Raw genomic sequence first — 19,724 nt, 5'->3', positions numbered from 1 at the left:
AGGCACATTAAGGAAGTTTAGGAATTATGATACAATTAAACCTGGTAGTTATTAAGACCAGCAGACAGGAAGAACAGGTCAGATTCTACAGCACAATAGGCATTACATTTGAATCGCATCGCCATGGCAACGGACCTTATCATTACGCAGCCACGCTGGACGGCCTGACCTTTGAGATCTACCCTTTACCAAAAGGCACAACTGAACCCGATACCACTACCCGACTGGGATTTACTGTGGAAAATCTGAATAACACCCTTCAGCGTCTGGAAGAACTGGGCGTGGAAACGGTGCAGGCGCCTGCCAGTACCGAATGGGGATATGCCGCTGTGGTAAAGGATCCGGACGGTCGCCGGATCGAGCTGGTGGAGAAATTAATAAAATAACTTTTGTTAATTCTAACATACTCTACTAATATTGTAGGATATTTGACGAGTACCACAATTGACGTAAACTTTAATATGAAGAAAATTTGGCTTTTATTATGCCTCCCGGCATTTATCTTCGGCACACAACTGGAAAAATGGGATCTGGAGCCAGGCGTCTGGCAAGCCAGTCTGCATAGAAAAGACGGTGCGGATATCGTTTTCAACTTCGAAGTAAAGGATAGCGCACGCAAAAAACTGATCTACGTACTGAACGCCAACGACCGCCTGCTGGTGGACGACGTGAAAGTCCAGGGAGATTCTGTATTTATCAAAATGCCTTTCTTTGATTCTGAGTTCAGGGCTTCTTTCACCAAAGGAGGTAAGATCGAAGGTAACTGGATCCGTCACCTGGCTGACAGGGATGTGAGCATTCCATTTACTGCAGCACACAACGTAAAACAACGTTTCGAACAACATACGCCTGCAAAGGGCAATGTAACCGGCCGCTGGTCTACCTGGTTCACTTCTCCCGGAAAGAGTGATTCTTCCTTTGCAGTAGGTGAATTCAAACAACAGGGTAATATTGTACACGGTACTTTCCTGACATCTACGGGCGATTATCGTTTTCTGGAAGGGATTGTAGACGGTGATACACTGAAACTCTCCACTTTTGACGGTTCTCACGCGTACTATTTCACCGCTCTGGTAAAAGATAATGCACTGGAAAACGGGGTGTTTTATGCTGGTATCGGTGATGGAAAAGAAGACTGGACCGCTGTGAAAGATGATAAAGCGGCGCTGCCGGATGAAACTTCCCTGGCTTCTGCAAAACCAGGAAGCGGCCGTCCGACTTTCTCTTTCCCTGATATTAATGGTAAAAAAGTAAGTTTCAGCGATAAACGCTTTGAGAATAAAGTGGTAGTGATCACGATCATGGGTTCCTGGTGTCCGAACTGTATGGACGAAACCGGTTTCCTGTCAGAATGGTACAAAGCGAATAAGGCACGTGGGGTAGAAGTGATCGGCCTGGCTTATGAGCGCACGACTGATTTCGGAAAATCGCAGAAAGCCCTGCAGGGTTTCCTGAAAAGGTTTGACGTGAATTATCCTGTACTGATCACTGGCGTGACTGTCAGCGATCCGGAAAGAACAGAGAAAACAATTCCGCAGATCACCAAGATCAAAGGCTTCCCTACGACTATCTTCATCGATAGAAAAGGAAATGTAAGAGAAGTACATACCGGCTTCTCCGGTCCGGGTACAGGCGAACACTATGAAACCTTCAAGAAAGATTTCAATAGCCTGGTAAACGGTCTGCTGGAAGAAAAATCATAAACCGGCTACTTACTAACCCGGTAAAAGAAAAGAGGCGGTAGCAGCTATAGCTGTACCGCCTCTTTTCTTTTATTGCTGGTCATCCGTTGTCAGTTATTTCATACAGCTTCTTTCGCATCTTTCTTAAAGCTGTTGAACGTTTCAATAGATTCGTCCAGTAATGTCAGGATACGCTCCTTGACATCGTCTTTGAGACCTGTTACCTCATGTTCGAAAATATATTTTAACTCGGTCAATCCATCTGCACCTCTGCCTAATATTTTCTTCACGCGGCCCTGTAACTGATGGGCGGATTTTCTGATCTTTCTTCTTGTTTCTTCACCGCTATCAGGAGCAGTTAATAATCCGATAGCCAATCCTGCAGCGACACCAGCCAATGCTCCACATAAAATTTTCGCAGTGCTCATAAAAAATGATTTTTAAGGTGTAACAAATACTTGTACTTAATTTTTTCAAATATCAGGCCAGTCAGGCGGTAATCTCTCCGGTTTCTACATAATGTTTGAAACGCATTACATCTTTTTCTACCATCCTGTGGAAAGCACTGTTCAGTAACCAGGCGAGTCCGGTACCGACATATCCTGCCGGCGGACGATAAGCGATCACCACCTCTATTTCTGTACCACCGCCCAATGCATCTGAGAACGTTACCTTACCTGCTGTGGCAATATTTGAGCCTGGTGCAGAACGCCAGCCGATGAGGGCTCCTTCTTCATCTTTGATGATTTCGGCGTCCCATTCCAGCGTCCCGATACCACCAGGACCTTTCACGATCCAGTGGGAGTGATGGTCATCATGTTCTGTGATAGACGCCAGATGACGCATGAAATGAGGTAGATTTTCCAGTCTGCGCCAGAAACTATACACCTCATCCCGCGGTTTATCTACGATGAATTTAGCCCGTACATTGACGGTACTGTTGTGTCTGTCACTCATTCTTCTGCCGGCATAGGCAGATACCGGACAATTCCCGGATATACCTCTATATAACAGGTAACCACCTGCTATCAGTCTCAGCAGACTTCTGATAGGATGTTTTGTAACATTGTTGATACCGGAATTTGTCAGCAGCGCGCCGCCGACGATAGACGCAATACGCCCCTGCTTGCTTACATTCAGGACATTCGACTGTTCATAGAGCCAGGTAGCGCGGGGCTCGCCGTGTCCGTTTAAACTTCTATATGTACTCATAAACAATGGGTTTTAAATCAGATAAAGCGAAAATCTTGCTTGAATATAAATGTATTGAAAATCAGTTATTTATAATACTATGCGATTGTAGAACTGCGTATAAAATTTCCCACCTGAGCACCTGGTTTCCATGTGCCTTGTATTATCCTATATTATTTATTCTCTTTCTCATTTTCCTTGCCCAGCATCCGCTCTTCCAGCTCATGAAAGATCTCCTTTCCCCATCTGGGAGAAAGCTCATCTTTGGGCTTAAAAGCGGCAAAACGCTGTCCCGCTTCTTCCGCAATAGGGGCAGCCTTCTTTTTGCCGCCGCCAAACAGGGCAGGCGTATGGTAAATGATAAGGGCTTTCATCAGATAAGCTCTGGGATTGGCGCTGTCGGCCGCAATGGCCTTATCAGAGTAATTACGGCTGTCTCCGCCCAGTGTTACCCCTCTGGAATTGTTGGCATTGATACGGGCGGACAACCAGTAGGCCATCAGTGTCAGTGTTTCTGTATTGTCAGGTTGCAGGTCCAGTGCTTTCTTTACAAAAGGTTCCGCTTTCTCCGTACTTGGATCTGCCTGTCCCTTTGGAGCCCGGAAGGACGATTGCGTATATGCCCAGCCGGTGTAATATTGTAACAGCCATTCCTCCGGATGTGCCGCTGCCAGTTTGCCCAGTTTCTCTGCACCCTGTTGCCAGGTGTCAAAATCACCGGTAGCTTCCAGTTGTCTGATCTCCGCTTTTAACGGCTGGTGCCAGTCCTCCGTCTGCGCTTTTGCCATAAAGCCTGTGAGTAACAGCAGTGTAGTAAATAATTTCATAAATATGCTTTGGAGTGAGTAATCCTAATTACATGCCAACTAGTTACACTGCACGACTCAGCATAATAACAGCTAACTGAGCATACTGGTTCTGTAATATTTGCATTTTACTCCCTATCTTAAGGCGATAAATAAACTGACGTATGAAAAAACTATTCACGTGCGGGCTGCTGCTGCTCTCACTCTCAGGAATGGCGCAAAAGAAGGCGAATAAGGGTTGGGTTCAGCTTTTCAATGGTAAAGACCTGACAGGCTGGGATATCAAGATTAAAGGCCATGATCTGAATGACAACTTTGGAAACACCTTCCGCGTAGAAGACGGACTTCTGAAAGTACGTTATGACCAGTACACCAACTTTGATGAACAATACGGTCATATCTTTTATAATAAGAACTATTCCGCTTATGTGGTCATAGCGGAATACCGTTTTGTCGGCGAACAGGTAGCCGGTGGTCCCGGATGGGCACTGCGCAACAGTGGTATCATGCTGCACGGACAATCAGCTGCCAGCATGGGTAAAAACCAGGATTTTCCGATCTCCCTTGAGGAACAGTTATTAGGTGGAAATGGTACTGATCCCCGCTCTACGTCTAACCTCTGTACACCAGGTACAAACGTAGTCATGAACGGTAAACTGATCACCGAGCATTGTATCTCCTCGACTTCAAAAACCTATCATGGCGAACAGTGGGTGAGAGCCGGTGCGCTGGTACTGGGCGATTCCGTGATTAAACATTTCGTGTTCAATGATACAGTAATCGTGTATAATAAACCGCAAACCGGCGGTGGTAATGTGGAAGCTGCAGATAGTACGCTGGTAGCAGCAGGCCGTCTGCTGAAAGAAGGCTCCATCTCATTGCAGAGCGAAAGCCATCCCGTTGATTTCAGGAAAGTAGAATTGTATGACCTGTCTCCTTATGTAAACGATCCGGTAAAACTGGAAGCCGTTTTAAGACAACTCCAGAAACAGGGTGTGAAGAAGAAAAAATAAAAAAGCCGGACACCACGGCTCAGGCCATAACGGTTCTCTGGAACGTGGTGTCCGGAATATTGAATTGAACAGCGCCATGTGGCGGCTTCGGAGGTCTCGGTGGTTTTGGTGGACGCGGAGGAGCATGATGGGGTGGAACACAACTAGCACCAGCCAACAATAAGCCCACTACCACAGTAAATAGTCTTTTCCGTTTCATGTTGTATTATTTGGATACGTTATAGCAGAAACAAAATACATGCCGTAACGCCCTCAGCATTCCTACTGAACATTGACCGCATTCCACGCTTTTATAACCACTCATAAAGGGACTTTTTGCAGATGTGCAGAACTGCGTAATTTTATATCCCTGCCGCCCAAAATCCGCAGCCACTCATTTTAATGTCACAAGTATCCGCCCCTGGTAAACACTTTACCGGATTAGACCATTTGCGCGCCTTCGCAATCGCCTTCGTATTTCTGTACCATTACCGTATTTTCAAACATCCCGACTGGATAGATACCATCGGCGGCTTCGGATGGACAGGCGTTGACCTGTTCTTCGTACTCAGTGGTTATCTCATCTCTTCACAGTTATTTGCACAGATCAACCGTAATGAAAAGATCTCCTTCCGGGAATTTTTCCTCAAACGTTTTTTCAGGATCATTCCTGCCTATCTCACTGTACTGTCTTTGTATGTGTTCCTGCCGGTATTCCGCGAGAAAGAAGCCATGGCGCCGCTCTGGAAGTACCTCACCTTTACGCAGAATATTGGTCTGCACCTGAAGGATAGAGGCACCTTCTCGCATGCCTGGTCGCTCTGTATTGAAGAACAGTTCTATTTTGTCCTGCCCTTATTACTGATCATGTTAGTGCGTTGGAAAGCACTGAAAGCAGGTCCCTGGCTGATAGGGCTGATCTTTATCGGTGGATTTGCCATCCGTCTGTTCTCCTGGCATACGATTGTTGAACCGGTACTGGAAAGAGATGACTCCTGGGTCACCTGGTATATGTGGATGTATTATCCCACTTTTACCCGTCTCGATGGCTTGTTAACGGGCGTCGCTATAGCAGCGGTATTCACCTTCCTGCCTGCGTTGAAACAGCAAATCACTTCGCTCGGAAATAAACTGTTACTGATCGGATTGATCCTGCTCACAGGGGCATGGTTCCTTTGTGAAGATCCCATGAGCTTTGGGGCTTCCATTTTTGGCTTCCCGCTGATCGCGTTGGGTTATGGTTGTATGGTGGCCGGAGCAGTCAGTGAAAGCAGTTTCCTGTATAAAAGAAAACTGGCTTTCACCGCCACATTAGCAATGTTATCGTATGGTATTTACCTTTCTCATAAAGGTATTATCCATCTCACACAGCTGGCGCTGGAAAAGATGGGTATAGCACCTGATGGTAATCTCTCTCTTGTGATCTGTATCACAACATGTGTGTTAGCTGCATTCCTGTTGAATATCATCGTGGAGAAACCTTTCCTGAAACTGCGTGAGCGTGTTTTATCCAGACTCACTTCAGGTAAGGGCTCTGGAAATCAAGTTTCTTCAAACCAGCCTGTACTTCAGGACAACTCATGAACAGTTTCCACAGCAAACCACTACGATAGTTCTCTATCATCACAACGATAGGACCCTGATCTATTGCCAGGTATTGCTGTGGATACCAGTTCTCCGTTTCACTAAACGCATCATAAAAGCCATATTTTCCAAAGATCTTCGTCCGCATATCATTGTACCAGTGTACCATGGCCTGTTTGGAATACTCCGGTGTATAAGGCATTGAAGACAGTGCCGCCGTCGGGGATATAACACCCAGGTCATTGTGTTCACCGGGTGCATGTGCTGCATATCCTTTTACAGAATAACTGGCTGTCAGTCCCCAGCTATCAGGACCATAGCCCTTATAATGTTTCGGGTTCTGTATACACCACTCTCTGTTGATCAGTACATGATTGAGGTTATTTTCCCAGTAATCCGCATAGCGGTCTTTTAATCCATGCGGGTCGAGTCCGAGATAAGAATAGTGTGACCAGAATAAGGGACCGCCGTATGCTTTCGCAAAGTTGTGCGACAACCTCAACGTATGTCCATAGGCGTTGATGCTGTCCTTTATTGCCCCGCTTTTTGCCCATCCTTCGTGATATACTTCCGCAGGAATACCATGCGTAGGAGAGGAGGCTGCCAGGATATACATGATCAGGCACTCATTGTAACCGGTCACAGGGAAGTTCATTTCCCATTTATACTCAGGAGACCAGTGCCAGTAGAGCACATTCTTACCGTTTCTGTACCAGCTGAATTCTACGGCTTTCCATAGCTGATCGATCTTTGCCGCCAGCGCTTTTTCGGCTTCGTTTCCATTCGCAAAATATTGCCTCACACATAACAAGCCCTGTATCATAAAAGAGGTCTCTACGAGATCTCCGCCATTGTCTTTTTGTCCGAAAGGCTTCACTTTCCCTGTTTCTCCATATAACCAGTGTGGCCATGCGCCATGGAATCTGTCCGCCTTCTCCAGGAAGGAAACGATCTTCGTCAGTCGTTCCAGTCCCTGTTCCCTGCTGATATATCCTCTTTCAATACCTGCCAGTAAAGCCATCACGCCAAAACCACTACCTCCGGATGTCACCACGTTCATGTCATTTTCCGGATAATTACCATCTACATGATAACGTTCCCTTGCCATACCACTACTGGGTTCTGCGCCATCCCAGAAGTACTGGAAGGTATGTTCTTCCACAATATTTAAAATGGAATCTGCTGATAAAGCCAGGGTATCTGTGGCCGTGCTGTCTTTGGTAGACTGGTGGGAGGAGGAACCTCCACATGACATCATCGCTGGTATGCTTATCACCAGCAAACTGAAGAATAGTGAGTTTCTCATAAATGTAATTTAACAAAAATACTTACCTTCGCATCCAATTATAAAAAACAGACAAACCTTGCGTCATGTAATATCACAGGCATATTAAACCTTGAATCCGCCACCTGCGTTCTGCAGGACTGGCCTGTGAATCTTTTTGCTTATTAAACCACCCCGATATGGCTATTTCTGAGAAATATGGCCGTACCTATCATTTTCCGTTCTCGCCGGGTACTACCAGCGATGACCGTATTCAGCATGATTACTGGCAGCACGTCACCGCCATACCACAGCTGATACACACGGAAAAACTGGACGGCGAAAATAATTGCCTGTCCCGCTATGGTGTATTTGCGCGCTCACATGTAGCGCCCACAACATCTCCGTGGACAGAGAGCCTGCGCCGTTACTGGCAACTGATAAAAAATGACCTGGGCAGTCTGGAAATATTTCTGGAAAACCTGTATGCGGTACACTCTATCACTTACGGTCAACTGGACCATCATTTTTATGTATTCGCAGTGAGAGAGAACGGTCACTGGCTCAGCTGGGAAGAAACCTGCTTTTACGCAGCCATGCTTGACCTGCCGACAGTACCTGTTATCAGACAGTTGACAGTGCCACAGCACAAAGCAGACTTCGAAAATGAGATCCTGCATATTGTAAAAGGACCCGGCAGCTTCGATGCACATGATGCTGCCACGGGTGCGCCCGCTACGATGGAAGGAATCGTCACGCGTAATGCCGCAGGCTTCCCTGTGTCTGCATTCGCAGAAAATGTATTTAAATATGTAAGAAAAGGGCACGTGAAAACAGATGTGCACTGGACGCGCAACTGGCACAGAGCAGCCCTTAAATATGAAGGAGGTAATTATGTGGACCATCACCGATAATAAATCATGGGCACACCTGGAAGAGCGTTACGACTGGGTCCGCGACATGCAGCATGTTCCCCAGGACCCTATACACCATGCAGAAGGCAATGTGGCCATACACACGCAGCTGGTGCTGGAGGCATTGCAGGAACAGGCAGCTTATCAGGCATTGTCTGCACAGGACCAGGAAATACTCTGGGCAGCGGCATTGCTGCACGATGTGGAGAAACGCAGTACTACGATCATTGAGCCCGACGGCCGTATCACTTCTGCTGGTCATGCCCGCAGGGGAGAAGGTACCGCACGACAGATCCTGTACGGCGAAATAGCAACGCCTTTCCACATCCGCGAACAGATCGCTAAACTGGTAAGGTTTCATAGTCTGCCGTTATGGCTACTGGAAAGAAGGGATCCTTTGCATACCATTATCAATGCAGCATTACAGGTAAACACTGCCCATCTGGCATTGCTGGCCCGCGCCGATATGCTGGGCCGTATTGCTGCTGATAAAGAAGACATGCTATATCGTATCGATTGCTTTGAGGAATATTGTAAAGAGCATCAATGCCGGGGCACAAGCTGGCCATTTGAAAACGCAGCAGCGCGGATGCACTACCTGCAGAAAGGCGACGATGCGCCCGGTTATGTACCTTATCATTCACCAGCTGTGAAAGTGGTGATCATGAGTGGTCTGCCCGGAGCGGGTAAGGATACATATGTACAGCAACACTTTAAACAACCGGATTGGGAGATCGTTTCGCTGGATGAGATCCGTGTGAAAATGAAGATCAGTCCGACGGATAAAAGCGGGAACGGCACCGTTGTACAGGTTGCCAAAGAACAGGCAAGAGTATGCCTGCGCAACAAGCGTTCTTTCGTATGGAATGCTACTAATACCACGCACCAGATGCGGGAACAACTGATCGCACTCTGTCTGCAATATGACGCACACGTCACGGTAGTATACGTTGAAGTACCCTATAAAGAACTATTCCGGCAGAACGGCGGGAGAGAGGCGATTGTCCCTGCTCCGGTCATGCATAAGCTTATAGGGAAACTCGAAATTCCTGATCTTACAGAAGCGCACGAGGTAGTGTACCACGTACGCTAAAAATAAACAAAGGGCCGGTATAACTTTACCGGCCTTTTTATTGTTATCTATCATATACGGTAACAATGAAAGGTCTGATATTCCTGCTGATCGTTGCCTTCATCTGGATCGGCAGTATCGTCTGTACAGCATGGCGTCCTCCTGCTGTATCACAGGAAATGCCCGCATTCGCCGGTTCGGAAGCCTGTAGATCCTGTCATCGCGATATCTTCAATGATACACGCCATACGGCCCACTATCTCAGTTCTGCCTTACCGGATGATGCACATATTAAAGGGAGCTTTGCACCCGGCAAAAATGAGTTTGTGTATAACCAGTGGATGGTATTGGTACTGGAAAAGAAGAAAGACCTTTTTCTGCAGACAGCCTACATGAATGGTATTCCTACCGAACAACGCAGTTTCGGCATGGTGATCGGTTCGGGTCGGAAAGGGCAGACCTATCTTTATTGGGATAAGAATAACCTGTATCAGTTGCCCGTCTCTTATTACGCCCCTGCTGATGACTGGTGTAATAGTCCAGGATACCCGCTGAATTATATTCGTTTCGACAGACCAATTCCCGCCGCTTGCTTAGAGTGTCACGCCAGTTATGCAGCAGCGCATGTAAAGAAAGACGGTAGTACGAACTTCGACAGGAAATCCATCATCTATGGCATAGACTGTGAAAGATGCCATGGTCCGGCGGCTGCTCACGTAGCTTTTCACATACAGCATCCGAATGAAAAAACACCTAATAGCATCATCAGTACCAGACACCTCACAAGACAGCAACGCCTTGATGCATGTGCCTTATGTCACTCCGGACTCAGAAAACAATTACAACCCGCTTTTTCATTTACAGTCGGACAAAGACTGGATGACTTTTCAGTTCCTAACTATGATGTAGATACTGCCGGCGGACTTGATGTACACGGTAATCAATACGGTCTGCTGACTGCCAGCAAATGTTTTAAAATGTCCGCGGAACTTGATTGTGGTTCCTGTCACAAAGTACATGTCAACGAAAGACATGAGATGGCGACTTTCTCGCAACGTTGTCTTAATTGTCATGGTACGCATGATACCTGTACGGTCAAAGCACGGGCGGGTGTAATGTTAAAAGATAATTGCATAGACTGCCATATGCCGCAGTTACCGTCAAAGAAGATCACATTGAAGCTAGCCAGCGCAACTACGGTTACGCCGGATCTCGTGCGTACGCACCGTGTAGGGATCTATCCATGATCCCGGAAATAAATATAACTGCTGCTCAACTATTATCATGTATTTGCTGTTGTTTCAAAAAGTCCTTTTCATGGATAATGATCTACTCTATCTGACAGCCAAACTTGATAAAAATCCCCCGATAGATAAGGATAGCTTCGACAAAGCTCTGGAGCTGATCGATTGTAGTTTCCCACCAGATTATTTATCATTTATGCGTAAACACAACGGATGTGAAGGTGCTGTACTCAATGGGCAGTGGCTGGTACTTTGGCCCATACAGGAATTGTTGCAATACAATGAAATGTACGGAGCTTCAGTATTTGCTCCCGGGCTTTTTCTGATCGGGTCTAATGGGGGAGCGATCGCATACGGCATAAAAAAAGAACAGGGCATTTTCTTCGAAGTAGAATTCGTTTACATGGAAGAAAAAGAAAGCATAGTGATCGCAAAAGATTTTGAAAGCTTTTTATGGAGCCTGGCTGAATTCACAGAAGGCTCCTGCCAATATTCCCTTGCGAGGGTTGCTTCAGATAAGGATAACAGGAAACGACATGAACAGGACCCTTCATTAAAAGGAATGCATCTGCATGAAGTACATCCTATCTTACTCGGAGGTGATCCAATAGCAGCAGCTAACAAAGTACCGTTGAAAAGTGATGCGCATAGCCAGTACACCCGCTGGTGGAAAAAGAAAATTGAGGAGATCAGTAATTAACTGGCGCTAGCGCGGTTTGTTATGACTTGCTGTATTTGTTTCATTTTTTATGAAATAAAAGGATTTATTTCATAAAAAATGAAACAAATTAAACTCTTTCCTTATGAAATAAGATCAGCCGATGCGTTAATATAAGCAGGTATGCAAAAAGGCGATTCTTAAGAACCGCCCTTTTTTATATCAATTACCTGATGAATTAAAACCTGTAACTCAGCGTCGCCCTCACATTAAACGGCGTCCTTGGTGTAAAATGTATCTCCGTCACCGGCGCAGCTTCATCCTTCAACCTGCTTTCTGTCGCAAACTGTGTCTCATTCCACGCCGTATTAAAGATATTCTCCGTGATCACGCCAATCGTAAACTGTTTATACTGATAACTAACATTCGCATCAGTTACACAATATCCTTTTGCCACAATGCTGTTATCTTCATTCGCAGGGCGATGTCCCAGATAACGGGTATTGATCCCTGCATTGATGCCGGAAGGATGATGCAGACTAACACCACCTGCTGCAGTTACCACCGGTGCTAAAGGAATATAGTTTTCTCCTTTTGCTTCCTCTGTCGCACGACCATGTGTATAAGTAAAGTCGCCATTGATAAAGATCCATTTACCCAGCTGATAACGTGCGCCAACATCAATCCCTTTACGACTGGTCTTTCCACTGGGTTCTACGATACCTGCATCTCCCACATAGACAAACTCCTGTTGCAGATAAAGGTACCATACAGCAGTATTCACCACGAGTTTAGATAATGGTTTCCAGATCATACCCAGATCAGCGCCATACGCAGCCGGTAATGTGGATAACCCTTTTTGTTCAACCACTACACGGGTATCATTGCTATGAAATCCTTTACCCAATTTCAGGAAGTACTGAATTTTATTATTCGGATTAAACAGGAAGTTCAGCTTCGGACTCACGATCGACTTTCCCTGTGACTGCGTGGTATATGTAGCCGCGAGTTTATCCACATAATCAAATTTGAAATGATCAACACGCACAGCCGGATTGATCAACCATTTACCTAATTTATAATCCGCGCTGACATACGCATACAGGTTTGTTTCATTTACATCGCCCAGTTTCAGCTGCTCCAGCGTCGTTTTTCTGTTGACGGTGTGTGACAGTTCAATATCATTGACATCGTCATTACGTAGGCCGACAGCGCCTTTCAGTTCGATGGTATTGTTACCTGCATAAAGGGTTTTGTTCAGTTCAGATTCAAATCCGAAAATGCTTCTGTTCTCTTTCTGCCTGATCTGATCACCGTTTACCGGGTCTTCCAGGAAGAAGGTAAAGTTGGAATACAGCTCAAAATTATAACGGCTGTAGAAGGCGGTATTTTTGATAAATGTATTGGCGTCGATATGTTTCAGGTATTGCAGATTCACATTGGTACGTCCGGTGTTACCACCTTCTGTGTTGTCGATGGCACCAAAACGGGTGATGATACCTGCATCTACCGCCCGCTGTGGGATTTGTCCGCTGGCATCCCATTTACTGTTGAAGTGAGAGACTGCTACAGATACTTTATCATTGTTATCAAGATAAGCAGTGTACTTTCCGATCAGATTAATACGGTTAAAGTTCTGCGGCGTGATAAAATACCCGTCAGTCATCTGGTAATCAGCTGCCACATAGGCGGACTGCTTACTGTCATTGACAAGATTGAACATACCCATTGTACGGTAGGTATTGAACTTACCACCTTCAACGGTGATACTGCTGTTGTCCAGTCTTTCTCTTGTTTTGAAAGCAACATAACCTGCGGTGGCGAGGTTGCCCTTATCTGCGTGATAAGGTCCTTTATCAAAGTCGATATTCTCGATCGTCTCCGGTATCAGGAAGTGCAGGTCTGCATAACCCTGACCATGTGCATGGCTGACCATATTCACCGGCATACCATCCACACTGATGTTGATATCGGTGCCGTGGTCAATGTCAAAGCCGCGGAGGAAGATCTGTTCTGCTTTACCACCACCGGCGTGCTGACCGATGAACAGGCCCGGTACTTTGCGCAGCAGCTCCTGTGAAGACTTCACAGGGTTGGTTTTCAGATCGATGTCTGAAATGATGTTCAGGTGTTTCAGCGAAGTAGTGATAGCCACTTCGTTCAGTTGCAGGTCGGACGGCGCCATGATAATACGCTGGTTCGCATCTTTTAAAACGACCATTTCTGTTTTAAAAGCCATCCGCGAAACTTTCAGCGAGTCGCCGGTTTGCGCGTCCTTCAAACGGAATACGCCTACCTCGTTGGTGTGCGTATGGGTACCGGTACGCTGATTGTAAATAGTGACGTCCTGTAAAGGGTTTCTCTCCCGGTCATAAACGGTTCCGCTGAATTGTTGTGCGGACACGCCAAGCGTTAACAGACAAAGCGCTGATGTAAAGATCTTGTGCATATAGTTGTGTGATTTTGGAGGCGCCTGGGAGGAACAGCGCCTTTGAACGCGCGAAGATATGAAAAGAGTTAACAATCCGTTAAAGATTTCAGCCATAAAATATTTCCGTTCATCCCATTTTCTTAGCATTTGGTTTGTGTTCGCGATAAACTATCTCTATATTAGCGCCTCGTCAAAAGGTCTCAACATTCTATTATTTCCTCTTTTGACTTAATTTATTATAACGTTATGTTACTTAGATCGAAGAATCATGCAAGCCGGTCTCTGATGGGCATCCTGTGTCTCTGTGGTGTGGGTATGACTGTAGCCCATTCTGCTGCTGCGCAGACAGGCAAACTGCCATTGCAGGACCTATCCGCTTTCCGCGAGCCCGGCCAGAGCTGGAGTATCACCAGTGATGCCTCCGCAAAACTGGACAATCCGCACGTACTGGACGCTGTAGCTGGTACAGGAGTATTATTCAACATGCCGGATAAAAAACGTCCGGGAAAAGACCTTTTCTCCAGCGCCGAATTTGGCGATGCAGATATTGAACTGGACTACATGATGGCGCCCGGTTCAAACTCTGGTATTTATCTGCAGGGCAGGTACGAGATCCAGCTGCTGGACAGCTGGGGTACCAAAGCCCCTAAAGCAGGCGACAATGGTGGTATCTACGAACGTTGGGACGATAGCCGTCCGAATGGTCTGCAGGGATACGATGGCCATGCGCCCCGCGTAAATGCCAGCAAAGCGCCAGGTACATGGCAGCACATTAAGATCTCCTTTATTGCTCCCCGTTTTGATGCTGCCGGCAAAAAGATCGCGAATGCGCGTATGCTGCTGGTAGAACTGAATGGTGTGACCATCCAGGAGAACGTAGAACTGATGGGCCCAACCCGTGGCGCTATCGGTGGTGGCGATGAAAAAGCGACTGGTCCTTTACGCCTCCAGGGCGATCATGGCGCTGTTGCTTTCCGCAATATCGTTATCAATAAACCAGACGTTTCCCGTCCGTCTAATGAAAGAGACAGAGGGGTAGACCCTATCCTGGTAGATGCACCAGTAAACACTTTACTGCGCAGCTTCATGGATGTAAAAGATAACTACCGTGTCGTTCACGCGATCTCTGTAGGCTCTCCTGAAAAAGTACATTACACTTACGACCTGGATAAAGGTATGATCGCGCAGGTATGGCGTGGCGAATTCCTCGATGCTACCCCAATGTGGCATGAAAGAGGTAATGGCTGCTCCCGTCCGCGTGGCGCCGTACAGTTCCTGGGTAAATCTTACTTCACACTGGGTAAACTCGCTTCTCCGCAGGCTGCCTGGACGACCGATACCACCGGTTCCGGTTTCCGTCCTAAAGGATATGTCCTGGATGAGAATGATCTGCCTACTTTCCGCTACCAGGTATACGGTACTTCCGTATCTGATGTGGTACGTGTAGTAAGCGAAGGACGTGGTATTCACCGTGAACTGTCAGTAGCTGCTCCTGTTGAAGGACTGTACGCTAAACTGGCGGAAGGTGCTGCGATAGAAAATCCTTCCAAAGATTTGTATGTAATAGATGGTAAATCGTATTACCTGCAACTCGAAGATGCAGGTGGTGAGAAACCTGTGATCCGTGACGGTGCAGGCGTAAAAGAACTCATCATCCCTGTTCGCAGTAAACTGAGTTATTCCATCCTTTTCTAATTCCTTTCGACTATTACAATGAAAAACATTTATAAGGCAATCATAAAAAAGACCACCCTGTATTCGCTGCTGATAGCTGCGGCGACGGGTGTTACTTCCGGGGTACGTGCCCAGGAAACGCCTAAAGAAGAAGACTTTTATAAGATCCTGAAGGTTTCTTCTCCGGAAGGTACCCTGCTGGAAGTAGGCGGTCTGACTGTATTACCTAACGGTAACTTAGGTGTATCTACCCGCCGTGGTGAGGTATATATCGTGGAAAATCCGACCAGCCGCAAACCTTACTTCCGTAAGTTTGCCACCGGTCTGCACGAGATCCTCGGTCTGGTATGGAAAGATGGTGCTTTTTACTGCGCACAGCGTGGTGAACTGACCAAACTGGAAGATACCAACATGGATGGTAAAGCAGATGTATACGAAACAGTATTCGCATGGCCGCTGTCTGGTCACTACCATGAGTACAGCTTTGGTCCGAAACTGGCGCCTGATGGCTCCTTCTTCGTATCCGGAAACGTAGCTTTCGGTAACCAGGAATGGTGGAGAGGTGAAAGCCGCGTTCCATGGAGAGGCTGGATGATGCACATCTTCCCTGATGGTCATATGGAACCATATGCAACAGGTTTCCGTTCTCCTTGTGGTCTGGGTATGATCAATGGTGAATTGTTCTATACCGATAACCAGGGTGACTGGTTCGGTTCCGGTGGTGTATGGCAGGTAAAACAAGGTGATTTCATCGGTCACCCTGCTGGTTTACGCTGGACAAATCAGCCTAACTCTCCGGTGAAGCTGACTGCTGAGAAATTCTACTCTTTTGTAGATGAAGGTCGTCCGAAAGACGCAAACGGTAACTATACCAAACCTGAAAACAGCACAACCGCTCCATTCGTAACACTGATGGATGTGAAAAAGAATATCCCTGAACTGCGTCTGCCGGCAGTAGTACTGCCTCACGGTATCCAGGGTATCTCTAACTCTGAGATCGTACAGATCCCTGAAGGTTCTTTCGGTCCTTTCGCTGGCCAGTTACTGGTAGGCGATCAGGGTCAGAGTAAGATCATGCGCGTCGTGATGGAAAAAGTAAAAGGTGAATACCAGGGTGTATCTTTCGATCTGCGTAACGGTTTCCAGTCTGGTGTACTGCGTATGGCATGGTCTAAAGACGGTTCTACTTTATTCGTAGGTGAAACCAACCGTGGCTGGGGTTCTGCCGGTGAAGCAAACGAAGGTCTGCAACGCCTGGTATGGAACGAGAAAATGCCTTTCGAAATGAAAACGATCAAGGCAATGCCGGACGGTTTTGAGATCGAGTTTACCTTACCGGTAAATAAGAAATCAGCAGAAGACCTGGCTTCTTACTCCGTAGAAAGCTTCACTTATAAATACCACTCCGTTTACGGTAGCCCTATGGTGAATATTGCTAAATGTCCGGTAAAAGGTGTGAAAGTATCTGAAGACGGATTGAAAGCAAGGATCATTGTAGATAGCCTGCGTAAGGATTATGTGCATAATATCACCCTGGAAGGTGTACGTGAAAAAGACAATTCTTATTCACTGGTTCACCCAACCGGTTACTATACTATCCACAACTTCCCTGACGGTGACAAACTGCCTTTAAGTCAGGCAAGTACTTTCAACTCTGCGAAAGTACAGGCTGCTGCTGCCGCTGAAAAAGCAAAAGCAACTGCAAAAGATGCTGCTAAAGGAACGACCGCTGCTGCAAAAACAGCTGCTGCTGCCGCTCCTGCTGTTGCCAAAGTGCCTACTTACGATGAAGTGAAACCACTGCTGGCCAAATATACCTGCGTGGCTTGTCATACTGCAAACAAACGCCAGGTAGGCCCGGCTTTCGTAGATGTAGCGAAACGTAAATATACTGGTGAACAGATCCTGAAACTGCTCGCTAATCCTAAGCCACAGAACTGGCCTGATTACGCGACTGAAATGCCGCCAATGCCACAGGTACCTCGTGCCGATGGTCTGAAGATCGCTGCCTGGATCAATTCATTGAAATAATCAGGGGGACTATACTCCGGTTGCAAGCGCCGGGTAATTTAACCTTTAAAAGGGCCGTCGCATTCAGCGTACGGCCCTTTTACATTTCCAGGGGGATAATAAAGTATTAGTGGGCAAAGGGTGTTCCGGCAGAGATGAAGCATGTATGCGTCGTGTATACGCCCTGTATGCGTCGTGTATGAAGTATGAAACCACTTCCGGGGATATAGACTTGATTCGTAAGTGATTGTTATTCAGTTAATAGAATAAAAAATAAAAGGCCTCACGGATGCTCCGTGAGGCCTTTTACCATTATTTTCTGATACTATATTAACAGTATAGTCTTAGAACTGATTCTTCCACATCATACTCTCCACCGGCTTGATCGTGCGGCCATTATATTTGGCGTTGCCTTTCTTGTTGTAGAGCGTTTCCACATCGCCTTCCACCACAAAATAGATCAGCTGTCCGATCGGCATACCCGCATACACACGTACCGGCTGCGCACAGGAGATTTCCAGTGTCCAGGTGTTACAGAAACCTACATCGCCTTTACCGGCAGTAGCGTGAATGTCGATACCCAGACGGCCGGTGCTGGATTTACCCTCCAGGAATGGCACATGGGCGTGAGTTTCGGTGTATTCGAGGGTTACACCAAGATAAAGCGTACCGGGCTGCAGCACATACCCTTCTTCCGGTATTTCGAAATGCTCGATCTCGTTGTGTGCGCGGGCATCCAGTATTCTGTCCTTGTAAGTTGCCAGGTATTTGCCCAGATGTACGTCGTAAGAGTTGGTGCCGAGATATTTCCGGTCATAAGGCGAAATAACAATAGTGCCTTTTTCAATTTCCTCCAATATCCTTTTGTCTGACAGGATCATAGATCGGGTGTAATTAGTTTTGTTGTCTTAATGAGTTGTAAGGTTAATGCATTCTGCATTCAGCTTTTTGCATTAATTTGGCAAGATATGCCATTAATACGTACCATACAAATAAACCCCGGCTGCCGGCTGGGGGTGTGGAGAATAGAAGAGGATGAGGCTTTTTTCCGGGAGAAGGTGAATATCTCTTCCGCAATACATCATCCGCACAAGCGATTACAGCACTTTGCAGGCCGCTACCTGCTGCAGGAATTATTCCCGGGTTTTCCGCTTTCAAACATACAGATCATGAAAAGCCGGAAACCTTACCTGGAATGCGACAGCCTGCATTTTTCGATCTCCCACTGCGGGGATAATATCGCTGCCATCGTCAGCAGCAACGGTGCTGTAGGGATTGATATTGAAGATGTAAAACCTAAAATAGAAGCAGTCTCTCATAAGTTCCTGTCACCGGAAGAGCGTGCTTTTATTGATCCTGTGAACGCCCTGCCCCATAAGACGATCTGCTGGAGCGCTAAAGAGGCCGTTTACAAGTGGTACGGGCTGGGAGGGGTTGATTTTAAAGAAAATATGCAACTTGCACCCTTTATTTTTCAGCCAAAGGGCTTTCTAACGTGCAATTTTAACAAAGCGGATAAAAATGCACGGTTATATTTGCAATATCTGATGGAAAATGAACTGTGTCTGACCTGGACAAACGACGTCGAAGATCTCACAGTTCCCACCATAGCAGAGAACACAGCTTCAGGACATTAATGTTTAAAAACTGGTATTTTGAAAATCTTCCTACTCGGCTTTATGGGCGCCGGCAAAACTTACTGGGGAAAACAGCTGGCAGAACATCTGTCGCTGCCCTTCTATGATCTGGATGATGTAATCGTCGAATCAGAAGCAATGTCCATCAGCGATATCTTTGCGACTAAAGGAGAAGACTATTTTCGTCAGCAGGAAAACTACTGGCTGAAAGAACTATCCCGCAATGAAAGCTTCGTAATTTCCTGTGGCGGCGGAGCTCCCTGCTTCCAGGATAATATGGACATCATGAACGACAACGGCGCAACCATCTGGCTCAATCCCAAATTATCCCTGATCGTGGACCGCCTCAAACGTAAAAAGTCCAAACGTCCCCTGATCCAGGATCTCGACGATGATGAACTGCTCGCTTTCGTTGAAAAGAAGCTCGCAGAACGTGTTCCGTTCTACGAACAGGCACAGATCACCATCGCAGAATCTGAAACGATCAACCTCGACTCTTTCACACAAAGACTTGCTGATATCAAAGCATAAGTGAAAGCAGTTCCCAGGTCTGGTCAGTTTCCTG

18 protein-coding genes are annotated in these 19,724 nt (G+C 46.6%); 12 read left to right on the top strand and 6 right to left on the bottom strand.

Translation table 11 applies throughout. The features are described 5' to 3' along the window. The first annotated feature begins 26 nt into the window (after positions 1-26). Both BMZ72_RS28530 and BMZ72_RS28525 read left to right on the top strand, forming a co-directional pair. Positions 27-386: a VOC family protein gene (locus tag BMZ72_RS28530; RefSeq protein WP_089813506.1), complete on the top strand. Its 360-nt coding sequence runs from the start codon at positions 27-29 to the stop codon at positions 384-386. A gap of 75 nt (positions 387-461) precedes the next feature. Continuing rightward, positions 462-1,703 (top strand): TlpA disulfide reductase family protein, encoded by a 1,242-nt coding sequence (locus tag BMZ72_RS28525; RefSeq protein WP_255373315.1) that lies wholly within the window; start codon positions 462-464, stop codon positions 1,701-1,703. 98 nt (positions 1,704-1,801) lie between these two features. On the opposite strand, the gene BMZ72_RS28520 is transcribed toward BMZ72_RS28525, so the two are convergent. The 3 genes from BMZ72_RS28520 to BMZ72_RS28510 all read right to left on the bottom strand — a co-directional run bounded on the left by BMZ72_RS28520 (position 1,802) and on the right by BMZ72_RS28510 (position 3,700). Continuing rightward, positions 1,802-2,110, bottom strand: a complete 309-nt coding sequence (locus tag BMZ72_RS28520) for a YtxH domain-containing protein (protein WP_089813502.1) — start codon at positions 2,108-2,110, stop codon at positions 1,802-1,804. 61 nt (positions 2,111-2,171) lie between these two features. Beyond that, positions 2,172-2,894, bottom strand: coding sequence for an SRPBCC family protein (locus BMZ72_RS28515; protein WP_089813500.1), 723 nt, complete (start codon positions 2,892-2,894; stop codon positions 2,172-2,174). A 152-nt stretch (positions 2,895-3,046) separates the two neighbouring features. Then, entirely contained in the window at positions 3,047-3,700 is a 654-nt protein-coding gene (locus tag BMZ72_RS28510; protein ID WP_089813498.1) for a hypothetical protein, read from the bottom strand. Positions 3,701-3,843: 143 nt separating this feature from the next. Between BMZ72_RS28510 and BMZ72_RS28505 the strand changes: the two genes are divergently transcribed. Together BMZ72_RS28505 and BMZ72_RS28500 are read left to right on the top strand one after the other, a co-directional pair. Beyond that, on the top strand, positions 3,844-4,692 hold the full coding sequence (locus BMZ72_RS28505; RefSeq protein WP_089813496.1) for a 3-keto-disaccharide hydrolase: 849 nt from the start codon (positions 3,844-3,846) through the stop codon (positions 4,690-4,692). Between the two features lie 381 nt (positions 4,693-5,073). Continuing rightward, positions 5,074-6,255, top strand: coding sequence for an acyltransferase family protein (locus BMZ72_RS28500; protein WP_089813494.1), 1,182 nt, complete (start codon positions 5,074-5,076; stop codon positions 6,253-6,255). On the opposite strand, the gene BMZ72_RS28495 is transcribed toward BMZ72_RS28500, so the two are convergent. Then, a complete protein-coding gene (locus BMZ72_RS28495; protein WP_089813492.1) occupies positions 6,188-7,561 on the bottom strand; it encodes a glucoamylase family protein in 1,374 nt (457 codons plus the stop codon). The genes BMZ72_RS28500 and BMZ72_RS28495 overlap by 68 nt on opposite strands. Positions 7,562-7,719: 158 nt before the next feature. Here BMZ72_RS28495 and BMZ72_RS28490 point away from each other — a divergent pair, with 158 nt between their 5' ends. The 4 genes from BMZ72_RS28490 to BMZ72_RS28475 all read left to right on the top strand — a co-directional run bounded on the left by BMZ72_RS28490 (position 7,720) and on the right by BMZ72_RS28475 (position 11,449). Continuing rightward, a complete protein-coding gene (locus BMZ72_RS28490; RefSeq protein ID WP_089813490.1) occupies positions 7,720-8,433 on the top strand; it encodes an RNA ligase family protein in 714 nt (237 codons plus the stop codon). Continuing rightward, positions 8,399-9,526 carry an AAA family ATPase gene (locus BMZ72_RS28485; protein WP_255373314.1) on the top strand — a complete coding sequence of 376 codons (1,128 nt, stop codon included), beginning with the start codon at positions 8,399-8,401 and terminating at the stop codon, positions 9,524-9,526. Before BMZ72_RS28490 ends, BMZ72_RS28485 begins: the two co-directional genes overlap by 35 nt. Before the next feature lie 65 nt (positions 9,527-9,591). After that, on the top strand, positions 9,592-10,752 hold the full coding sequence (locus BMZ72_RS28480) for a multiheme c-type cytochrome (protein ID WP_089813486.1): 1,161 nt from the start codon (positions 9,592-9,594) through the stop codon (positions 10,750-10,752). Between the two features lie 70 nt (positions 10,753-10,822). Then, positions 10,823-11,449: an SMI1/KNR4 family protein gene (locus BMZ72_RS28475; protein ID WP_177222958.1), complete on the top strand. Its 627-nt coding sequence runs from the start codon at positions 10,823-10,825 to the stop codon at positions 11,447-11,449. A 196-nt stretch (positions 11,450-11,645) separates the two neighbouring features. On the opposite strand, the gene BMZ72_RS28470 is transcribed toward BMZ72_RS28475, so the two are convergent. Then, positions 11,646-13,856 carry a TonB-dependent receptor gene (locus tag BMZ72_RS28470; RefSeq protein WP_089813482.1) on the bottom strand — a complete coding sequence of 737 codons (2,211 nt, stop codon included), beginning with the start codon at positions 13,854-13,856 and terminating at the stop codon, positions 11,646-11,648. Between the two features lie 228 nt (positions 13,857-14,084). Between BMZ72_RS28470 and BMZ72_RS28465 the strand changes: the two genes are divergently transcribed. Together BMZ72_RS28465 and BMZ72_RS28460 are read left to right on the top strand one after the other, a co-directional pair. Next, positions 14,085-15,533: a 3-keto-disaccharide hydrolase gene (locus BMZ72_RS28465; protein WP_089813480.1), complete on the top strand. Its 1,449-nt coding sequence runs from the start codon at positions 14,085-14,087 to the stop codon at positions 15,531-15,533. Positions 15,534-15,551: 18 nt separating this feature from the next. Then, positions 15,552-17,543, top strand: a complete 1,992-nt coding sequence (locus tag BMZ72_RS28460) for a c-type cytochrome (RefSeq protein WP_089813478.1) — start codon at positions 15,552-15,554, stop codon at positions 17,541-17,543. A 323-nt stretch (positions 17,544-17,866) separates the two neighbouring features. Here the strand turns inward: BMZ72_RS28460 and dcd are convergent, their stop codons facing one another. Beyond that, entirely contained in the window at positions 17,867-18,403 is a 537-nt protein-coding gene (gene dcd, locus BMZ72_RS28455) for a dCTP deaminase (RefSeq protein WP_089813476.1), read from the bottom strand. Between the two features lie 87 nt (positions 18,404-18,490). Here dcd and BMZ72_RS28450 point away from each other — a divergent pair, with 87 nt between their 5' ends. Continuing rightward, positions 18,491-19,159: a 4'-phosphopantetheinyl transferase family protein gene (locus BMZ72_RS28450; RefSeq protein WP_089813474.1), complete on the top strand. Its 669-nt coding sequence runs from the start codon at positions 18,491-18,493 to the stop codon at positions 19,157-19,159. Positions 19,160-19,177: 18 nt separating this feature from the next. After that, the gene (locus BMZ72_RS28445; protein WP_089813472.1) at positions 19,178-19,690 is read left to right on the top strand and encodes a shikimate kinase; all 513 of its coding nucleotides are present in this window, start codon (positions 19,178-19,180) and stop codon (positions 19,688-19,690) included. Positions 19,691-19,724: the final 34 nt, after the last annotated feature.

Origin of the sequence: Chitinophaga sp. YR627 (genome assembly GCF_900114995.1) — a bacterium.
Lineage (GTDB): Bacteria > Bacteroidota > Bacteroidia > Chitinophagales > Chitinophagaceae > Chitinophaga.
The sequence above is the reverse complement of the archived record's forward strand: the minus strand, read 5'-3'. Positions and strand labels throughout refer to the sequence as shown.